The following is a 17,349-nucleotide window of genomic DNA, read 5'->3' as shown; positions in this document are numbered from 1 at the left end:
TCCCAACTAGCCAGTAGTTTGAATCATATTTTAATCGAAAGGGGAATCCCTTTCGATTCCATCAAAATGTGAGTTGCTCTAATAGTTGAAGAAGATCTCTGGCGAGAGAGTGATGGTGCTCGATATGGTTGCTTTAAAACAATGAAAAAATCGAAGATTATAAAGTACTGCGGAATAAAAAATTACAAGAAGTGGTAAAAAGACTTGCAAATGAAAATGTAACTGTACTTGAATTGGCTGCGACCGTTCATTGGCTGGTGACTTATGAGCGCATAAAAGATTGGGAGGGTGAAATCAGGCGGCGCAAAGGGACAAAAAACGATAATGGTCGTCTCGTGAGAGCCGTTGAATTGCTGTGCAATCTGGGATTGGCGCCTGCTTGATGAGCTTGGATATCTGTACCTTTTCCGTTCGAGCGCTTTTGCTTGTTCTTATGGCGCTTCCTCAATGTCGGTGACATAGCGTGTATCGTTCGCAAGGTCATAGACAATAAAAACCTTCATGCCCTTGCTGATGACATTATAATCAAAGTCATGCGGCAGTTTGTAGGTCTTGCCGTCATCAAGCGTGATGGTTTCATTGTCCGGGTTGATGCTGGTGATCCTGCCCTCTGCATCATCCGCCCGTGCTGCGGTTGTCAACAGCGATGCAATGACCAGTATCAGTCCGACGATATGGCGCATAAATCCCTCCATCTGTTTCGCAACGGCTGGATGGCGCTCGCCATCCCTGGCCGATTCGATCATCCTGTGAAGCGTTCAGGACCTGTCCCCTCTGAATGCGCAATTTATCGTGGTAAATATGACAAAAACAATGCCAGAAAGTGAGCAGGGAATGGAATTTTGTTGCAAGGCGACAGTGTTATTTGACCCGCGCGGAAAAGCTCAATAAAACCACCCCCGAAAATCTGCTAAATTCATGCCTTCATCGGGCATATCTGACGTCAGGCCTAACGCATGTCTCATAACAGTTTCGGTCATCTGTTTCGCGTCACCACATGGGGTGAAAGCCATGGACTGGCGCTTGGTTGTGTCATTGATGGCTGCCCTCCCGGCATCACCTTTACCGAAGCCGAAATCCAGTCCTATCTCGACAAGCGCAAGCCTGGCCAGTCCAAATATACCACCCAGCGCCGCGAGCCGGATCAGGTCAGGGTTCTGTCCGGTGTACTGCTGGACGATGATGGCGTGACCATGACCACGACCGGAACGCCGATCTCGATGATGATCGAAAATACGGATCAGCGCTCCAAGGATTATGGCGAGATCGCCCGGCAGTACCGCCCGGGCCATGCCGATTACACCTATGATGTCAAATATGGCATCCGTGACTATCGTGGCGGTGGACGATCATCGGCGCGCGAGACGGCAGCGCGTGTTGCTGCCGGCGCCATTGCCCGCAAGGTCGTGCCGGGGCTGAAGGTGCGCGGCGCGCTGGTCTCGATCGGCGTGCATGACATTGACCGCAGCCGCTGGAACTGGGACGAGGTCGACAACAACCCGTTCTTCACGCCGGATGCCGGGTCGGTTGAAATCTTTGCCAATTATCTCGACGGCATTCGCAAGTCCGGCTCCTCCGTTGGCGCCGTGATCGAGATCGTGGCCGAAGGTGTTCCGGCCGGTATTGGCGCGCCGATCTATGGCAAGCTTGATCAGGATATTGCCAGCTATCTCATGTCGATCAATGCCGTCAAGGGCGTGGAAATCGGTGAGGGCTTTGCCGCAGCGCGTCTGACGGGAGAGGAAAATGCCGATGAAATGCGCATGGGCGCTGACGGCAAGCCCGTCTTCCTGTCGAACCATGCCGGCGGCATTCTTGGAGGCATTGCCACGGGCGCGCCGGTGGTGGCGCGTTTTGCCGTCAAGCCGACATCATCCATTCTGACACCGCGCCGTTCCATTGATGCAGAGGGGCGGGAAGTGGATGTCGTGACCAAGGGCCGTCACGATCCTTGTGTGGGAATTCGCGCCGTGCCGATCGGCGAGGCAATGGTGGCCTGCGCCATTGCGGATCATTATTTGCGTCATCGCGGTCAGACCGGACGCGGCTAAACAATCGAGGGTGTGAAATGGCATATAATCAGAAAAAGGTCGTCGATGCGCTGCGCGCTTTCGAACGTGGTGAAATCGTCGTCGTCATGGACGATGACGGACGTGAAAACGAAGGCGATCTGATCGTTGCTGCCGTTCATTGTACGCCGGAAAAGATGGCTTTCATCGTGCGTCACACCTCCGGCATCGTCTGCACGCCAATGCCGCGCGAGGAAGCAAAGCGACTGAACCTGACGCCGATGGTGGCCGACAATGATGCGCCGCATTCGACCGCCTTCACTGTGACTGTTGACTATCGCCATGGCACGACCACCGGCATTTCGGCCGAAGATCGCACGCTCACCGTGCGCAATCTGGCCAATCCAAATGCTGGTCCGTCGGATTTTGTCCGCCCGGGCCATATTTTCCCGCTGATTGCGCGCGAGGGCGGCGTGCTGATGCGCTCTGGCCATACGGAAGCGGCCGTTGACCTGTGCAAGCTTGCCAATCTGCCGCCGGTCGGTGTGATCTGCGAGCTGGTCAATGATGATGGTACGGTCATGCGCGGGCCGGATGTGACGGCTTTCGCGGAAAAACACAATCTGCACCGCATTACGGTCGCAGACCTGATCGCCTATCGCCAGCGCAAGGAAACGCTGGTCAAGCGCGTGAACGAGGTCAACATCACGACGCCGGCAGGTGTCGCGCGCGCCTATACCTATGAATTGCCGTGGGAGCCGATGCAGCATGTGGCCATTGTCTTTGGCGATATCCGCGACGGCGAGGATGTGCCGGTGCGCCTGCATCGTGAGGATGTGCTGGAAGACGTCTTTGGTCAGGGCGGCACCAATATTGATTCCATCATGCAGCGCATGGCCAAGGATGGCCGTGGCGTGCTGGTTTATCTGCGTGAGGGGTCTGTGGGCGTGCGTTCCGACAAGCGGGACGCGCGGGTGCGCGATGAAATTCCGGGCGCGCATGAAACCCATGCCGAAGCAAAGGCGCGTGAGGAAGAATGGCGTCAGATCGGTCTTGGCGCCCAGATCCTGAAGGATCTCGGCATCACCTCGATCGTGCTTCTGGCCTCGCGTGAACGCCATTATATTGGTCTGGAAGGTTTTGGCATCCACATCACCCGCACCGACATCATCTGACCGGTGCAACGAGGAGCCGTTGTCGCCATGGCAACAAGGCGTACTCTTGCTATAATGAAGGCATGACGACACGGCTTTATACGCATCCGATCTATCTGGAACATCTCACACCGCATGGTCACCCGGAACGGCCGGATCGGCTGCGGGCGCTGTTGAGCGTGCTGGAAGGAGAGGATTTCTATCGGCTGGATCAGATCGAGGCCAAGGCTGCGGATGAGGAAGCAGTCCTGCTTGCGCATCCGGAAGAACATCTGAGCGCAATCAGGGCAAGACTGCCTGCAGCACCCGACGATGAGGAGGCGCCACAGCCGATCATCCAGCTTGAAAGCGATACTTATCTCAGCCCCAAAAGCCTGCAAGCCGCACTCACCGCCATTGGTGCAGCGCTTGGTGCGGTCGATGATGTGTTTTCAGGTGTGGCGCATAATGGTTTTGTCGCTGCCAGACCGCCGGGACATCATGCCGAGCGCAACAGGGCCATGGGGTTCTGCCTGTTCAATACGGTTGCCATTGCTGCCCGCCATGCGCAGCGCTGCCATGGCGCCGAGCGCATTGCCATTGTTGACTGGGATGTGCACCACGGCAATGGCACGCAGGACATCTTTGCGCAGGATCCATCCGTGCTGTTCTGTTCCACGCATCAGATGCCGCTTTATCCCGGCACGGGCGGCAAGGATGAAACAGGTGTCGGCAATATTTTCAATGCACCTTTGTCGCCCGATACGGGCAGCCGCGAATTCCGCGAGGCCTTTACCAGCCGGATCCTGCCTGCCATAGACAATTTCCGTCCTGACCTGATCCTGATATCTGCCGGTTTTGATGCGCATTTTCGCGATCCCTTGGCACAGATCAATCTGGAGGAAGCCGATTTCGACTGGGCCACGGGCAAGCTGATGGAACGGGCAGAACAATATTGTGATCATCGTCTGATCAGCGTACTGGAAGGCGGATATGATCTTGAGGGCTTGTCGCAGTCCGCATCTGCGCATATTACGCGGCTGTTGAAAGGATGAATCATGGTAAACGAACCGTCCAACGCTGATATCGCCGTCATGAGCTTTGAAGAAGCGCTGAAGCAGCTCGAAACGATCGTTGATGCCCTCGAACGTGGCGATGTTCTGCTTGAAGAATCGATCCGTATCTATGAACGTGGCGAGGCGCTGAAGCAGCATTGTGATGCGCTGCTGAAATCTGCTGAAGACAAGGTTGAGAAGATCCGCCTCGGCCGCGACGGCAAGCCAGTTGGCACTGAGCCGCTTGACAGCGAGTAAAGCTCAAGAACCGGCTGCTTAGCAGATAAAGGGCAGGAAACTGCCCTTTTGAATGATGATGGTTTAGCCAAACCAGTTTTTGACTGGTGCGACATAAGGGGCAAGCGCGCCGCTCAGCAAATATGGCCCCAGACCCCACACCAGCGCCCAGCCGATGGCGCCAATGATATTGGCGGCCATGAAACGGGTCGGGCGCATTTTCATTGAACCGGCAATAATGCCGTTCAATTGGCGCAGCAGGACGAAGAAACGCGCACTGGCGACCACCAGAAAACCGTTTTTCTCGAACTGTCGTTCAAATCCTGCCAGACGCGACGGCGTCAGCTTGACCCGGTGCCCATGCTTTTCCAGCAGTTTGCGCCCGCCGAAGCGTCCGATGACATAGCCTGTCGAGTCGCCCAGTATGGCACCGGTGACGACGGCAATCAGCACGGCATCAATTTGCATCAGCCCATGCAGCGCCATGAGGGAACTTGCAACCAGGGCGCTTTCGCCGGGCAATGGCATGCCAAACGATTCCAGATAGACGATGACAAACAGCGCAAGCGCGCCATAGGCCATGATATAGGGCTCGATATAACTCATGAGATGGACAGTCTAGTCATCAGAAAGCTGCGCCTGATTGGAACAGGAATCTGTTCTTTTGATGAAATATTCCAAAATCCGGCGGCTGTATTGCCAGACAGGTTCTGGCTCACCCTCTTAATTGTAGCCAATCTGGCATGGGAGGAAAGTGCAAGAAATTGGCTTGCAAGGCCCCGGTATAAGCCGGGGCCTTGCATCACATCAGCCAATGCTGCGCTTGCCGGTGACGGCATGATAAACCAGAAGCACGATGACCGAGCCGATGATCGCAATGATCAGGCTGATCGGATCAAAGGCGCTGGTAATGCCCCGCCCGAACAGGAAGGCCGATATGGTGCCACCGACGATCGCGCCAATGATGCCGAGGGCAATATCCAGAAAAAAGCCCTCACCACTCTTGTTGACGATCTTGCTGCCGACAAAGCCGGCAATCAGGCCAAGAATGATCCAGCTGAGAATGGACATTTATGTAACTCCTAAAATAATGTGATTTTAACATGGATATTGAATAATTTCTACAAATATGCACGTTAGATATAGTACCATACTTCAAAAAGGATTGGTAATTATTGTATATTATTGAATTTTATAATTAGGAAGTATCGTTTTGCAGGGAGAAGCGGTATGACAAACTATGATGGTTCAAATTCTCCAATACCTGGCGGCAGCCTGGCCAAGCCGGTGATGATCGCGCTGGGTGCGCTGCTGATCGGCAAGATGCTGTCCGGCAAGCATGAGGATCAGCCAGCGCCCGACCAGCAACAATCCACTGCGGGCGGCGGTTTGCTGGGCAGCATTCTGGGTGGTCTTGGTGGGCTTCTGGGTGGAGCGGCTGCCAGCAATGCCGCCACGGCACCGGGTGCGCTTGGTGGCGGTCTTCTTGACCAGTTGAAACAGGCTGGCCTTGGCGACAAGGTCGATTCCTGGCTGGGGCAGGGGGAAAATCATCCGATTGAGCCGGAACAGCTTGGCAATGCACTGGGACAACAGACGTTGAATGATATTGCCGCACATGCCGGCATCGATCCGCAGGAGTTGGGCCATCTGTCGCAGGTGCTGCCCGGTCTGGTTGATCAGCTGACGGCCAATGGTCAGGTGCCGGACGCAAGCGAGATTGCGCGTATGTTGCAAGGACGCTGAAACAGGCTCATACTGGGTTTGACGACCGCACCGGTTCGCCGGTGCGGTTTCGCTATATGATGTATGTGTGCTGTTGCAGATCCTGCCTCAGGCAGGCTTTTTGCCGTGGCGGGGTTGCCGGGGGGCATGCCCGCTGCACAAGTCGGAGGGTGCGGTTTGAGTTTTTTCCCATGCCCTGATCCAGTTTTGGGCGACAAGACAAGCGTCGATTCCATTGAGACGCTGATCATTCCACGCACCAGCGACATTGACGGGCTGGAGGTGCGCCGCGCCTTGCCAACGGCAAGGCGGCGTCTGGTTGGCCCCTTCATCTTCTTTGACCGTATGGGGCCTGCGGTCTTGCGTGATGGCAGGGCACTCGATGTCCGCCCGCATCCGCATATCGGGCTTTCCACCGTCACCTATCTGTTTGACGGCCATATCCGCCATCGTGACAGTCTTGGCACAGAAATGGTGATCCGCCCGGGCGATGTGAACCTGATGACGGCAGGGCGCGGTATCGTGCATTCCGAGCGTTCGCCGGAAGAGGAGCGCAATGCCCCCATGCCGCTTTCAGGCGTGCAGACATGGCTTGCGCTTCCCGATGGCAAGGAAGAAATCGCGCCACATTTTTATCACACAAATGCACCGGCTTTGCCCCGATTTGATACGGCAGATTTTTCTGGTTGTCTCATTATTGGTGACATGTTTGGGCTGTCCTCGCCGGTCATCCGGCATGTCGAAACGCTTTATGCTGATATTCGTGTGAAGCCCAACGGTCGTTTTCCGCTGCCGGTCACGGCAGAAGAGCGCGCCATTTATACGTTAAGCGGCAATGTGCGCATCAGCGGCGATGTGTTCCCGCCAGATCGCCTGCTGGCTTTTCGCACTGGCGATGAAATCCTCATTGAGGCAGGGCCTGAAGGCGCGCATTTCATGCTGTTTGGCGGCGCGGCTCTGGGGTCGCGGCGCTATGTCTGGTGGAATTTTGTCTCATCGTCGAAAGAGCGCATTGAACAGGCCAAGGAAGAATGGCGCATGGGACGTTTTGATATTGTTCCGGGCGATGAAGAGGAGTTCATTCCCCTGCCGGAATGAAGACCTTTGCGTCAGGCGCAAGTTTGACCGGTTTGAAGGGCAGCATTGACGGCAAAGGTTAAAACATTTCAGCCTTCGCTTGATCTTATGCCTCGCTCTGCTGTAGGCAGTCGTTAACAGTTTGGCCATGTTTCCTTGATTAGCGGTCTGGCCGGAGGAAAATGATGTCGCGACCCAAAACTCCATTGCTTGATCAGGCGCCAACCCCGGATGCGCTGCGCAAGCTGCCTGAATCCGATCTGCCGAAGCTTGCGGAAGAATTGCGCGCCGAACTGATCGATGCGGTCTCGGTGACGGGGGGCCATCTTGGCGCTGGTCTTGGCGTTGTCGAGCTCACGGTTGCGCTGCATCATGTCTTCAATACGCCGCATGACCGGATCATCTGGGATGTCGGGCATCAGGCCTATCCGCACAAGATCCTGACTGGACGGCGCGACCGCATCCGTACGCTGCGCCAGCCCAATGGTCTGTCCGGTTTCACCAAGCGCGCCGAAAGCGAATATGATCCCTTTGGCGCGGCGCATTCCTCCACCTCCATCTCGGCTGGCCTTGGCATGGCGGTGGCGAGTGAACTGAAGGGCGAGAAGCGCAATGTGATTGCCGTCATCGGCGATGGCTCCATGTCGGCAGGCATGGCCTATGAGGCAATGAACAATGCCGGTGCGCTGGATGCGCGCCTCATTGTCATTCTCAACGACAATGACATGTCGATTGCCCCGCCAACGGGGGCGATGAGCGCCTATCTGGCGCGTCTTGTGTCGGGACGCGCCTATCGCACCATGCGCGAGGCTGCCAAGCAGCTGGCACAGAAACTGCCCAAATTCCTGCAGGACAAGGCGCGCAAGTCGGAAGAATATGCCCGCGCCTTTTTTACCGGCGGCACGCTGTTCGAGGAGCTTGGCTTTTACTATGTCGGCCCGATCGATGGCCATAATCTCGATCACCTGCTGCCGATCCTGAAGAATGTCCGTGACACGCAGGAAGGCCCGGTTCTGGTGCATGTGGTGACGCAGAAGGGCAAGGGCTATCCCCCTGCTGAAGCGGCGGCCGACAAATATCATGGCGTCAACAAGTTTGACGTGATCACCGGCAAACAGGCCAAGCCCCCGGCAAATGCGCCAAGCTATACCAAGATTTTCGCCACCAGCCTGATCGAGGAAGCCCGCCACGACAACAAAATTGTCGCCGTCACTGCCGCCATGCCGAGCGGAACCGGGCTTGATCTGTTTGGCGAGGTCTTTCCGGAACGCATGTTTGATGTCGGCATCGCCGAACAGCATGCGGTGACATTCTCGGCCGGCCTTGCAAGCGAAGGCTTGAAGCCGTTCTGCGCCATCTATTCGACCTTCCTGCAGCGTGGCTATGATCAGGTCGTGCATGATGTGTCGATCCAGCAATTGCCGGTGCGTTTCCCGATCGACCGCGCTGGTCTGGTGGGTGCTGATGGGCCAACCCATGCCGGTTCTTTCGATACCGGTTTTCTGGCCGCTTTGCCGGGCTTTGTCGTCATGGCCGCGTCTGACGAGGCTGAACTGCGCCATATGGTGCGCACGGCGGCCGAATATGATGAAGGCCCGATTTCCTTCCGCTATCCGCGCGGCGATGGTGTCGGCGTGGAACTGCCGGAGCGTGGCTCGGTGCTCGAAATCGGCAAGGGCCGCATCATCCGCGAAGGCACGAAGGTGGCGCTTCTTTCATTCGGTACGCGGCTGCAGGAATGTCTTGCCGCGGCGGAGGAACTGGGTGCCGCAGGTCTTTCAACGACCGTTGCCGATGCGCGCTTTGCCAAGCCGCTTGATCAGGATCTGATCCGCCGCCTTGCGCGCGAGCACGAGGTCCTGGTCACCATTGAGGAAGGCGCGATTGGCGGCTTTGCCTCGCATGTGCTGCAATTTCTGGCCATGGATGGCCTGCTTGATAACGGCCTCAAGGTGCGCACCCTGACGCTGCCGGATATCTATCAGGATCACAACAAGCCGGAAGTCATGTATGCCAATGCCGGTCTTGACCGGGCGGGCATTGTGCGCACGGTTTTTGCCGCACTTGGCCGTGACGCAATCGCAGCACCATTCAGTGCCTGACCGCATGAGCGAGAATGCCGCCGATAACCGCCCACGACTTGACCAGTTGCTGGTCGAGCTTGGGCTTTTTGCCACGCGTTCGCGCGCGCGTGATGCAATCCAGCGCGGCACGGTGCAGGTCGATGGCAAGCCTGTGACAAAACCGGGCCAGACTGTTGCGCGCAACGTGAATGTGACGGTCGATGATCCGGCAAGCGCCTATGTCTCGCGCGCAGCCCTCAAGCTGATTGCGGCACTCGATCATTTCGGGCTTGATGTCAAAGGCCGCATGGCGCTGGATATTGGCGCATCAACCGGTGGCTTTACGCAGGTGCTGCTTGAACGCGGCGCGGCTCATGTCATTGCCATTGATGTCGGTCATGACCAGCTGCATGAGACTTTGCGCAATCATCCGCAGGTCACCAACAAGGAAGGCATCAATGCCCGCGCGCTGGAATTTTCGCATCTTGATGGGCGCGATATTGACTGCGTTGTCTCGGATGTGAGCTTCATTTCGCTGAAACTTGCCTTGCCGCCTGCATTGGCGCTGGCGCAAAAAGGTGCTATCTGCGCGCTTCTCGTCAAGCCGCAATTCGAGGTCGGACGCGAGGCCATCGGCAAGGGCGGCATTTTGCGTGATCCCGCCGATGGTGAACGCATGGCAGAAGAACTGAAAAACTGGCTTGAGACGCAGCCCGGCTGGCGCGCGCTTGGCCTTTGCCCGTCGCCCATCGAAGGCGGCGATGGCAATCGTGAATATCTCCTGGCAGGAAAGAAAGACCAATGACAACACCGTCCATGGGGCAAGTAACGATCCGCTCGGTTGGTGCTGGCGGCGATGGTGTCGCCAATATGCCGGATGGTCAGATCTATGTGCCATTCACGCTGCCGGGCGAAGTGGTCAATGTGGCGCGCGAAAAGCACCGCGCGACAATGATTGCGCTTCTTGGTGCCTCGCCAGAACGCCAGCAGCCCGCCTGCAGGCATTTTGAGGATTGCGGTGGGTGCGCCTTGCAGCATTGGCAGGACGAGCCATATCGGCAGTGGAAGCGTGATATGGTTGTTGCGTCACTGAAGGGCAGGGGCATTGATGTTGCGGTTGATCCGCTTGTTGCCTGCGCACCGCAAACGCGTCGCCGCGCGGTTTTTGCCATGCGCAAGACGGAAAAGGGCGTGCTGCTTGGCTTCAACCGCCATCAGAGCCATGAAATCATAGACATCAGTGAATGCGCCGTCACGGTACCGGAAATCATTGCGCGGCTTGATGATCTGCGCGAAGTGGGCGCGTTGCTGGCCACCGGCACAAAGCCGTTCAAACTGGCAGCAACGCTCACTGCTTCCGGCCTTGATCTGGCGGCCAGCGGCTGCGGTGTTCTCACGGATGTGCAGAAACGCGCCCTGACTGCGCTGGTGATGAAAAAGGGCTTTGCCCGGCTTTCGCATGAGGGCGAAATCATCGTCGAGCCGAAAAAGCCGATCATCAATTTCGGCAAGGTGCCCGTGCCCATTCCGCCCGGCTGTTTCCTGCAGGCAACGGTTGATGCGGAAGAAACCATGGTCTCGCTGGTTCTCTCTCATCTCGGAAAAGCCAAGAAAGTGGCAGATCTCTTTTGTGGTGTCGGCACATTTGCGCTGCGCATTGCCGAAAAAAGCGCAGTGCATGCGGTTGAAAACGATGCCGCAGCCCTTGCCGCCCTTGACCGCGGCGTGCGCCATGTTCAGGGCCTGAAGCCGGTGACGATCGAACGGCGCGATCTTTTCCGCCGTCCGTTCATGCCGAAGGAACTGCTTGGCTTTGATGCGGTCGTCTTCGACCCGCCGCGAGCCGGTGCAGAAGAGCAGGCACAGGAGCTTGCAAAATCCAAGGTCGAGAAGGTCGTCGCCATCTCGTGCAATCCGGTAACCTTCGCGCGCGACCTCTCCATTCTGGTCAAGGGCGGCTATCGCATCACCCGCGTCACGCCTATTGACCAGTTCCTGTGGTCGCCACATGTGGAAGCTGTGGCGATGCTGGTGAAGAAATAAGACTTAGCCAAAAGGCGGGTTGCCCCGCCTTTTACTTACATCTTGCTGATAATCTCCTCATCCCCCTCGCGCGGTCTGCCATTGGCTGCGAGGATGGCGGGGACGATGTCTTGGACCTTCTCGATCACCAGCGGCTGTACCTGATGGGACGTATGCAGAAAACCTTCTGCCTGCATGTGATCCAGCAGTTTCAGGATCGGATCCCAGTACTGGTTGATATTGGCAAACACCATCGGCTTGCGATGTTTGCCAAGCTGCGCCCAGGTCATCATTTCCACGATTTCTTCCACCGTGCCAATGCCGCCCGGAAGCGTGACAAAGGCGTCCGACTTCTGGAACATCAGATGCTTGCGCTCATGCATGTCGCCGACAACGATAAGTTCGCTCAACTCCGTGGCGCGCTCAGGGCTTGCTTCCTTGTCTAGCAGGAAGGTCGGGATGATGCCGGTGACTTCGCCGCCCGCCTTCATCACGCCTTCGGCAACCGCGCCCATGATGCCGCGCGTGCCGCCGCCATAGACAAGCCGTATGCCATGTTCGGCTATGGAACGGCCGAGCGCCAGGCCGGCCTCACGATAGATGGGATTATGGCCCGTGGAAGAGCCGCAATAAACACAAATGGATCGAATCTGGGACATGGTTGCTTTGTGGGCCTTTGATGGGCGAGCGTCAAGCGATCAGTGACTGCTATCTTTACATCGTGATCGAGAAGGTGGATGCTCATTCTCAACGAATTCAAAAAAGGGTGCGTTTGATGTTAAAGTGGATGACAGTCCTGTTTGCCTTGTCCGGCGCCGTCTCGACCGCTGCAGCAGAAAATATCATCATAGAGCTTCCCGAAAATCAGGAAGTCGCCACCGATCAGCAGCTTTACAAGTGCGGCGACAAGGATATTGCCGTCACTTATTATAATGCGGGTGATATTTCGCTCGCCAAGCTGGAAATGGAAGACCAGACTGTCGTCGCCTCCAATGTTCTGTCCGGTTCCGGTGCCCGTTATGCCGGATCAATTTACATCTGGTGGACAAAGGGGGATGCGGCTGATCTTTACAATCTTATGGAAGATCCAGATCAGTCGAAGCCGGTCAGTTGCAAACAACAATAATTTTTTGCTGAACACTTCGGTGAATCGGCGCAGGAACATAGACTATTCTTGTTGTCGGTGAGCAAACACGATAAACCAGCAGACGAGACTGTCCGGCTGGGGTTGGTTATTCGGCCTTGAGAGCTTCGTGGTGATGACAGGCTGGCGCATGTTGGCCACTGGAAGGGGCATTCGGGGTAGGAACAGGCGGAAACAAGACTGGGGCATTGGCCGCTTCATGCAAGGCGAAATGCCCTGATGCGTGTTCTCTTGATGTAGGTTGCGGTAAGTATGCAGAATTACAGGTTCGGCTTAATCGGTTTTGCACTGGCAATCATTGTGGGCGCTCTGGCACTTTACTGGTCGTCGCAGGCGCCGGAACACGATAGTCCATCGCCAAAGCTGGAATCTGGCGCCTCAAGTCAAGTGGAAACGCCGCCAGAGCCTGCCCAGACGGTCAATGAGAAGCCTGCCGATGTCGCTCCTGAAGCAAAGGAGCAGGCGGCAGATGTCATGCCGGTCTTCGATATTTTGCGGGTTGAGCCGGATGGTTCTGTCGTGATTGCCGGCAAGGCTGCGCCAGATGCCGAGGTGGAAGTCGTGGCGGGTTCCGCCGTGCTTGGCAAGGCCACGGCCGGGCCGACAGGTGATTTTGTCGTGATCCTCGACAAGCCATTGAAGCCTGGTGATCACCAGCTTGTGTTGCGGGCAACGGGTGCCGATGGCAAGGCCGCGACATCTGCGCAGACGGCCATTGTATCCGTTCCGGCGACGCCGGATGGTCAGGTTCTGGCATTGGTTGAGGCGCCGGGGCAGGCAAGCCGTCTGATTACCCGACCTGCAGCGCCACAAAAGGCGGAGGCGGGCGATGCCAATGCGCCGGCGCAACTGCCTGCCATTGCACAGAATGCGCCAATTGCCATTGAAGCGGTGGAAATCGATGGCGATATGGTTTTCGTCGCTGGCCGCGCAAGGGACGGCAACCGCGTGATCGTACACGCCAATGATATTGTTCTGGGGGCCGGGCCGGTGACCGCTGAGGGCCGTTTCCTGATCCAGAGCAAACAGGCGCTTGCCGTTGGCGACTACGTCATCCGCGCCGAATTGCTGGATTCCATGAACCGGATTCTTGCAACCGCACGTGTTCCATTCCACCGTGAAGCGGGCGCAGCACTTGCCGCCGTGGTACCCAAGCCAGAGGAAACGCAGAATGAGAGTGCGGCCAATACGGCCGATGCGGCCAATGAAACCAATGCGAATGAGACGGAGGCAGCTGCCTTGCAGAAGGTGGAAGGCTCGGTCATCATCCGCCGGGGGGACAATCTCTGGACGATTTCCAAGCGCACCTATGGCCGCGGTGCCCGCTATACGACGATCTATCTGGCCAATCGCGACCAGATCCGCAATCCCGACCTGATCCTGCCGGGCCAGGTCTTTACCATGCCGAAAGAGCCACTTGACGACGAAGAAGTGAAGAAACTGCTCAACGAGCAGTCGCAGGAAGGCGCGAAACAGTGATTTCATCATTGTGAGCTTTTGCGGAAAATTGTTCCGTCTACCTTGAAATGGAGAGGATAATCGTTTATCGCCGATAAACGATAAAATATGTCTGTGACCAGTGTGGGGTCATTTGCAATGACAGGTTCGTTTCCGCATGGCGATTCCGGTGCTGCGCTGGATGATGCGAAGGCTGCGCGCATTTATGCGGCACTTGGTCATCCGGTGCGGCTTGCGATCCTGCGCCAGCTGATCATCGAGGATGCCTGCTGCTGCAAGGATATTGTCGGGCGGCTTGATCTTGCCCAGTCCACCGTCTCGCAGCATCTGAAGGTTCTGGTCGAAGCCGGGCTGATTGACTATCGGCCAGAGCGGCAGGCATCGCGTTACAGCGTCAATCGCGGCTGTCTTACTATAATCCACGCGCATCTTGGCATATTGGCTGCCGGATGCTGCGCAGACAAATGATCCGAAAGAGCGCATAATGAGTGCTTCCAAAATTGCTTCCGGCAAAACCGTTTCGGCTGAATCCGGCCAGACGCTGAAAACACTGCGCAATCTGTGGCCCTATATGTGGCCTGCCGATCGCCGCGATCTCAGAATGCGCGTTGTCTGGGCAAGCTTCTATCTGGTGCTTGCCAAGATCGTACTCATTCTCGTGCCCTATTTTTTCAAATGGGTCACCAATGCGCTGAATGGCCAGTTCAACCCGCCTGATTACATTCCGCATATTCTTGTTGGCGCGGTCATGCTGGTCGTTGCCTATAATGCGGCGAAAATCATTCAGGCGGGGCTTAACCAGCTGCGCGACGCGCTGTTTGCAAGCGTCGGCCAGCATGCGGTGCGCCAGCTTGCCTACAAGACCTTTGTGCATATGCACCAGCTTTCGCTGCGCTTTCATCTGGAGCGGCGCACGGGCGGTCTCTCGCGCATCATTGAGCGCGGCACCAAGGGTATCGAGACCATTGTCCGCTTTACCATCCTCAACACGCTGCCGACCATTCTGGAATTTGCACTGACGGCGGTCATCTTCGCCTATGCCTATGGCTTTTCCTATCTTCTGGTCGTGGCGGTCACGGTCTGGCTCTATACATGGTTTACCATCCGCGCGAGTGACTGGCGCATCAGCATTCGCCGCGAGATGAATGATTCCGATACCGACGCCAATACCAAGGCGATCGACTCATTGCTCAATTTCGAGACAGTCAAATATTTCGGAAATGAGGCGATGGAAGCCAGGCGTTTCGATGCCTCCATGGCGCGCTATGAAAAGGCAGCCATCCAGACCTGGACGTCGCTTGGCTGGCTGAACTTTGGTCAGGCGGTGATTTTCGGGGCGGGCATGGCGGTTGTGATGGTCATGTCGGCGCTTGCGGTGCAGAAGGGCACGCAGACGCTGGGTGATTTTGTCTTCATCAATGCGTTGTTGATGCAGCTTTCCATTCCGCTCAACTTCATCGGCTTCATCTATCGCGAAATCCGTCAGGGCCTGACCGATATTGAGCAGATGTTTGATCTGCTGGACGTCAAGCAGGAAGTGACCGACAAGCCGGGTGCGCCTGAGCTTGTGATCGACAAGGGCGCGATTGCATTCCGGGATGTGCATTTTGCCTATGATCCGCAACGCCCGATCCTGAAAGGTATCAGCTTCGACGTGCCGGCCGGAAAGACCGTTGCCATTGTCGGCCCGTCGGGCGCTGGCAAATCGACCATCTCGCGGCTTCTCTTCCGCTTTTACGACATTCAGCAGGGTTCGATCACCATTGACGGGCAGGATCTGCGCGATGTCACGCAGAAAAGCCTGCGCCGGGCTATCGGCATGGTGCCGCAGGATACGGTACTGTTCAACGATACGATTGCCTATAATATCCGCTATGGCCGCCCGGATGCGACCGATTCGGAAGTCGAACAGGCCGCCAGAATGGCGCAGATTGCCGATTTCATCGAGCGCCTGCCACAGGGCTATAAATCCATGGTGGGCGAACGCGGACTGAAATTGTCAGGCGGCGAAAAGCAGCGTGTGGCGATCGCACGCACCATCCTGAAATCGCCAACCATTCTCATTCTGGATGAGGCCACATCGGCACTCGACACGGCCACGGAACAGGAAATCCAGTCGGCACTTGATATTGTCAGCAAGGGACGCACCACTTTGGTGATTGCACACCGGCTGTCGACGGTGATCGGCGCGGATGAGATCATCGTGCTGAAGGACGGGCAGATTGTCGAGCGCGGCACGCACCGAAAGCTTCTGGAACAGAATGGGCTTTATGCCTCGATGTGGAACCGTCAGCGCGAGGCAAGCGAGGCCGAAGAACGCCTGCGCCAGATGCGCGAGGAAGACGATATGGGCGTTGTTGTGCGCGGCATTCCAGCTGCGGAGTGAGGGCAGTCAGTGGCTAGGGCTGCTGTCATCATGCGTGCAGGCCCATGATCGGTTGATGGAATACTTGTGTATTTTCAACAATCTTGGCGGGATTTGCATCCCGGCTTTTCGACATGCGTGCAAAACCTGCAAAATGGATTTCGGTTTTGGCCGGGATAGGCTAAATACAGCCTAAACGCGAGGAAAAGCTGCATGAGCCTGATTGAGACTATCCGCAAGACATTCGTGCCGATCCATCGGGAAGGCTATCCATTCATCGCCGCATTCTTTGTTGGGTCGCTGCTGCTTGGCTGGCTATGGGATCCGCTGTTCTGGATCGGCATGGTGCTGACGGTTTGGTGCATTTATTTCTACCGCGATCCCGAACGGGTCACCCCCCTGCATGATGATCTCGTCATCAGCCCGGCTGACGGCAAGGTGTCCTTTGTTGGCGCGGCCGTTCCACCGGCAGAGCTTGATCTGGGCGACGAGCCGCTGACCCGCGTGTCGGTGTTCATGAATGTCTTTTCGGTTCATGTGAACCGTTCGCCGGTGCGCGGCAGGATCGAGAAAATTGTCCATCGTCCGGGACAGTTTTTGAATGCCGAACTCGACAAGGCCAGCACCGATAATGAACGCAACAGTGTGCTGATCGAAAGCCCACATGGCAAGGTAGGCGTGGTGCAGATCGCCGGACTGGTGGCGCGGCGTATTCTTTGCTGGGCTAAGCAGGGCGATGAAATCGCGGCCGGTGAACGCTTCGGCCTCATCCGTTTCGGTTCGCGTGTCGATGTCTATCTGCCGGCCGATGCTACCGTGCGCGTGGCTGTCGGGCAGACGGCAATAGCTGGCGAAACCGTGCTTGCAGACTTTGGCAGCGACCGCGGCGAACCAGTCGTTCGCATCAGCTAGAGCGGCTCCAGGAAAAGTGAGAGCCGGTTTTTGTCCGGAACAGCGTGAAACGGTAAATTGCAGTTCCGGGAAAGTAAGAACCGGTTTTCGTCCGAAACGGCGAAAATAATATGTTAGAGCGGTTCAGAGCGTTCATGAAAACACTGAAT

Annotated in this window: 17 protein-coding genes and 1 pseudogene; 14 read left to right on the top strand and 4 right to left on the bottom strand. The window is 56.6% G+C overall.

Going from position 1 to position 17,349, the window contains the following annotated elements; translation table 11 throughout:
• Nucleotides 1–431 precede the first annotated feature (431 nt).
• The gene (locus ACFO1V_RS07950) at nt 432–683 is read right to left on the bottom strand and encodes a DUF1344 domain-containing protein (RefSeq protein WP_374831637.1); all 252 of its coding nucleotides are present in this window, start codon (nt 681–683) and stop codon (nt 432–434) included.
• Nucleotides 684–956: 273 nt separating this feature from the next.
• On the opposite strand from ACFO1V_RS07950, the gene aroC reads away from it, so the two are divergent.
• The 4 genes from aroC to ACFO1V_RS07930 all read left to right on the top strand — a co-directional run bounded on the left by aroC (nt 957) and on the right by ACFO1V_RS07930 (nt 4,455).
• A complete protein-coding gene (gene aroC / locus ACFO1V_RS07945) occupies nt 957–2,051 on the top strand; it encodes a chorismate synthase (protein WP_374831639.1) in 1,095 nt (364 codons plus the stop codon).
• Between the two features lie 17 nt (nt 2,052–2,068).
• The gene (gene ribB / locus ACFO1V_RS07940; protein WP_374831641.1) at nt 2,069–3,184 is read left to right on the top strand and encodes a 3,4-dihydroxy-2-butanone-4-phosphate synthase; all 1,116 of its coding nucleotides are present in this window, start codon (nt 2,069–2,071) and stop codon (nt 3,182–3,184) included.
• A gap of 62 nt (nt 3,185–3,246) precedes the next feature.
• Nucleotides 3,247–4,197, top strand: coding sequence for a histone deacetylase family protein (locus tag ACFO1V_RS07935; RefSeq protein WP_374831643.1), 951 nt, complete (start codon nt 3,247–3,249; stop codon nt 4,195–4,197).
• A 3-nt stretch (nt 4,198–4,200) separates the two neighbouring features.
• Entirely contained in the window at nt 4,201–4,455 is a 255-nt protein-coding gene (locus ACFO1V_RS07930) for an exodeoxyribonuclease VII small subunit (protein ID WP_374831645.1), read from the top strand.
• 63 nt (nt 4,456–4,518) lie between these two features.
• Here the strand turns inward: ACFO1V_RS07930 and ACFO1V_RS07925 are convergent, their stop codons facing one another.
• Nucleotides 4,519–5,040, bottom strand: coding sequence for a DedA family protein (locus tag ACFO1V_RS07925; protein WP_374831647.1), 522 nt, complete (start codon nt 5,038–5,040; stop codon nt 4,519–4,521).
• A gap of 201 nt (nt 5,041–5,241) precedes the next feature.
• Nucleotides 5,242–5,505: a GlsB/YeaQ/YmgE family stress response membrane protein gene (locus ACFO1V_RS07920; RefSeq protein ID WP_374831649.1), complete on the bottom strand. Its 264-nt coding sequence runs from the start codon at nt 5,503–5,505 to the stop codon at nt 5,242–5,244.
• A gap of 159 nt (nt 5,506–5,664) precedes the next feature.
• Between ACFO1V_RS07920 and ACFO1V_RS07915 the strand changes: the two genes are divergently transcribed.
• The 5 genes from ACFO1V_RS07915 to ACFO1V_RS07895 all read left to right on the top strand — a co-directional run bounded on the left by ACFO1V_RS07915 (nt 5,665) and on the right by ACFO1V_RS07895 (nt 11,342).
• Nucleotides 5,665–6,180: a YidB family protein gene (locus tag ACFO1V_RS07915; RefSeq protein ID WP_374831651.1), complete on the top strand. Its 516-nt coding sequence runs from the start codon at nt 5,665–5,667 to the stop codon at nt 6,178–6,180.
• A 156-nt stretch (nt 6,181–6,336) separates the two neighbouring features.
• Nucleotides 6,337–7,257, top strand: coding sequence for a pirin family protein (locus tag ACFO1V_RS07910; protein WP_374831653.1), 921 nt, complete (start codon nt 6,337–6,339; stop codon nt 7,255–7,257).
• Nucleotides 7,258–7,421: 164 nt separating this feature from the next.
• Complete coding sequence (gene dxs, locus ACFO1V_RS07905) at nt 7,422–9,338, top strand: 1-deoxy-D-xylulose-5-phosphate synthase (RefSeq protein WP_374831655.1); 1,917 nt, start codon at nt 7,422–7,424, stop codon at nt 9,336–9,338.
• Between the two features lie 4 nt (nt 9,339–9,342).
• Nucleotides 9,343–10,104: a TlyA family RNA methyltransferase gene (locus tag ACFO1V_RS07900; protein ID WP_374831657.1), complete on the top strand. Its 762-nt coding sequence runs from the start codon at nt 9,343–9,345 to the stop codon at nt 10,102–10,104.
• Complete coding sequence (locus tag ACFO1V_RS07895; RefSeq protein ID WP_374831659.1) at nt 10,101–11,342, top strand: class I SAM-dependent RNA methyltransferase; 1,242 nt, start codon at nt 10,101–10,103, stop codon at nt 11,340–11,342. The genes ACFO1V_RS07900 and ACFO1V_RS07895 overlap by 4 nt, the downstream gene beginning before the upstream one ends.
• 35 nt (nt 11,343–11,377) lie before the next feature.
• On the opposite strand, the gene ACFO1V_RS07890 is transcribed toward ACFO1V_RS07895, so the two are convergent.
• The gene (locus ACFO1V_RS07890) at nt 11,378–11,980 is read right to left on the bottom strand and encodes an LOG family protein (protein WP_374831661.1); all 603 of its coding nucleotides are present in this window, start codon (nt 11,978–11,980) and stop codon (nt 11,378–11,380) included.
• Between the two features lie 116 nt (nt 11,981–12,096).
• Here ACFO1V_RS07890 and ACFO1V_RS07885 point away from each other — a divergent pair, with 116 nt between their 5' ends.
• The 5 genes and pseudogenes from ACFO1V_RS07885 to ACFO1V_RS07865 form a co-directional block, all read left to right on the top strand.
• Nucleotides 12,097–12,447: an MliC family protein gene (locus ACFO1V_RS07885; protein WP_374831795.1), complete on the top strand. Its 351-nt coding sequence runs from the start codon at nt 12,097–12,099 to the stop codon at nt 12,445–12,447.
• A gap of 270 nt (nt 12,448–12,717) precedes the next feature.
• The gene (locus tag ACFO1V_RS07880) at nt 12,718–13,944 is read left to right on the top strand and encodes an Ig-like domain-containing protein (RefSeq protein WP_374831663.1); all 1,227 of its coding nucleotides are present in this window, start codon (nt 12,718–12,720) and stop codon (nt 13,942–13,944) included.
• A gap of 117 nt (nt 13,945–14,061) precedes the next feature.
• A complete protein-coding gene (locus ACFO1V_RS07875) occupies nt 14,062–14,391 on the top strand; it encodes an ArsR/SmtB family transcription factor (protein WP_374831665.1) in 330 nt (109 codons plus the stop codon).
• 31 nt (nt 14,392–14,422) lie between these two features.
• A complete protein-coding gene (locus ACFO1V_RS07870) occupies nt 14,423–16,309 on the top strand; it encodes an ABCB family ABC transporter ATP-binding protein/permease (RefSeq protein WP_374831797.1) in 1,887 nt (628 codons plus the stop codon).
• Between the two features lie 189 nt (nt 16,310–16,498).
• Nucleotides 16,499–17,200, top strand: a pseudogene (locus ACFO1V_RS07865) (phosphatidylserine decarboxylase); the annotation flags it as partial.
• Between the last annotated feature and the right edge of the window lie 149 nt (nt 17,201–17,349).

This window comes from Daeguia caeni (assembly GCF_042653845.1).
Lineage (GTDB): Bacteria > Pseudomonadota > Alphaproteobacteria > Rhizobiales > Rhizobiaceae > Brucella > Brucella caeni.
Note: the sequence above shows the minus strand (reverse complement) of the source record. Positions and strands in the feature narration are given on the sequence as shown.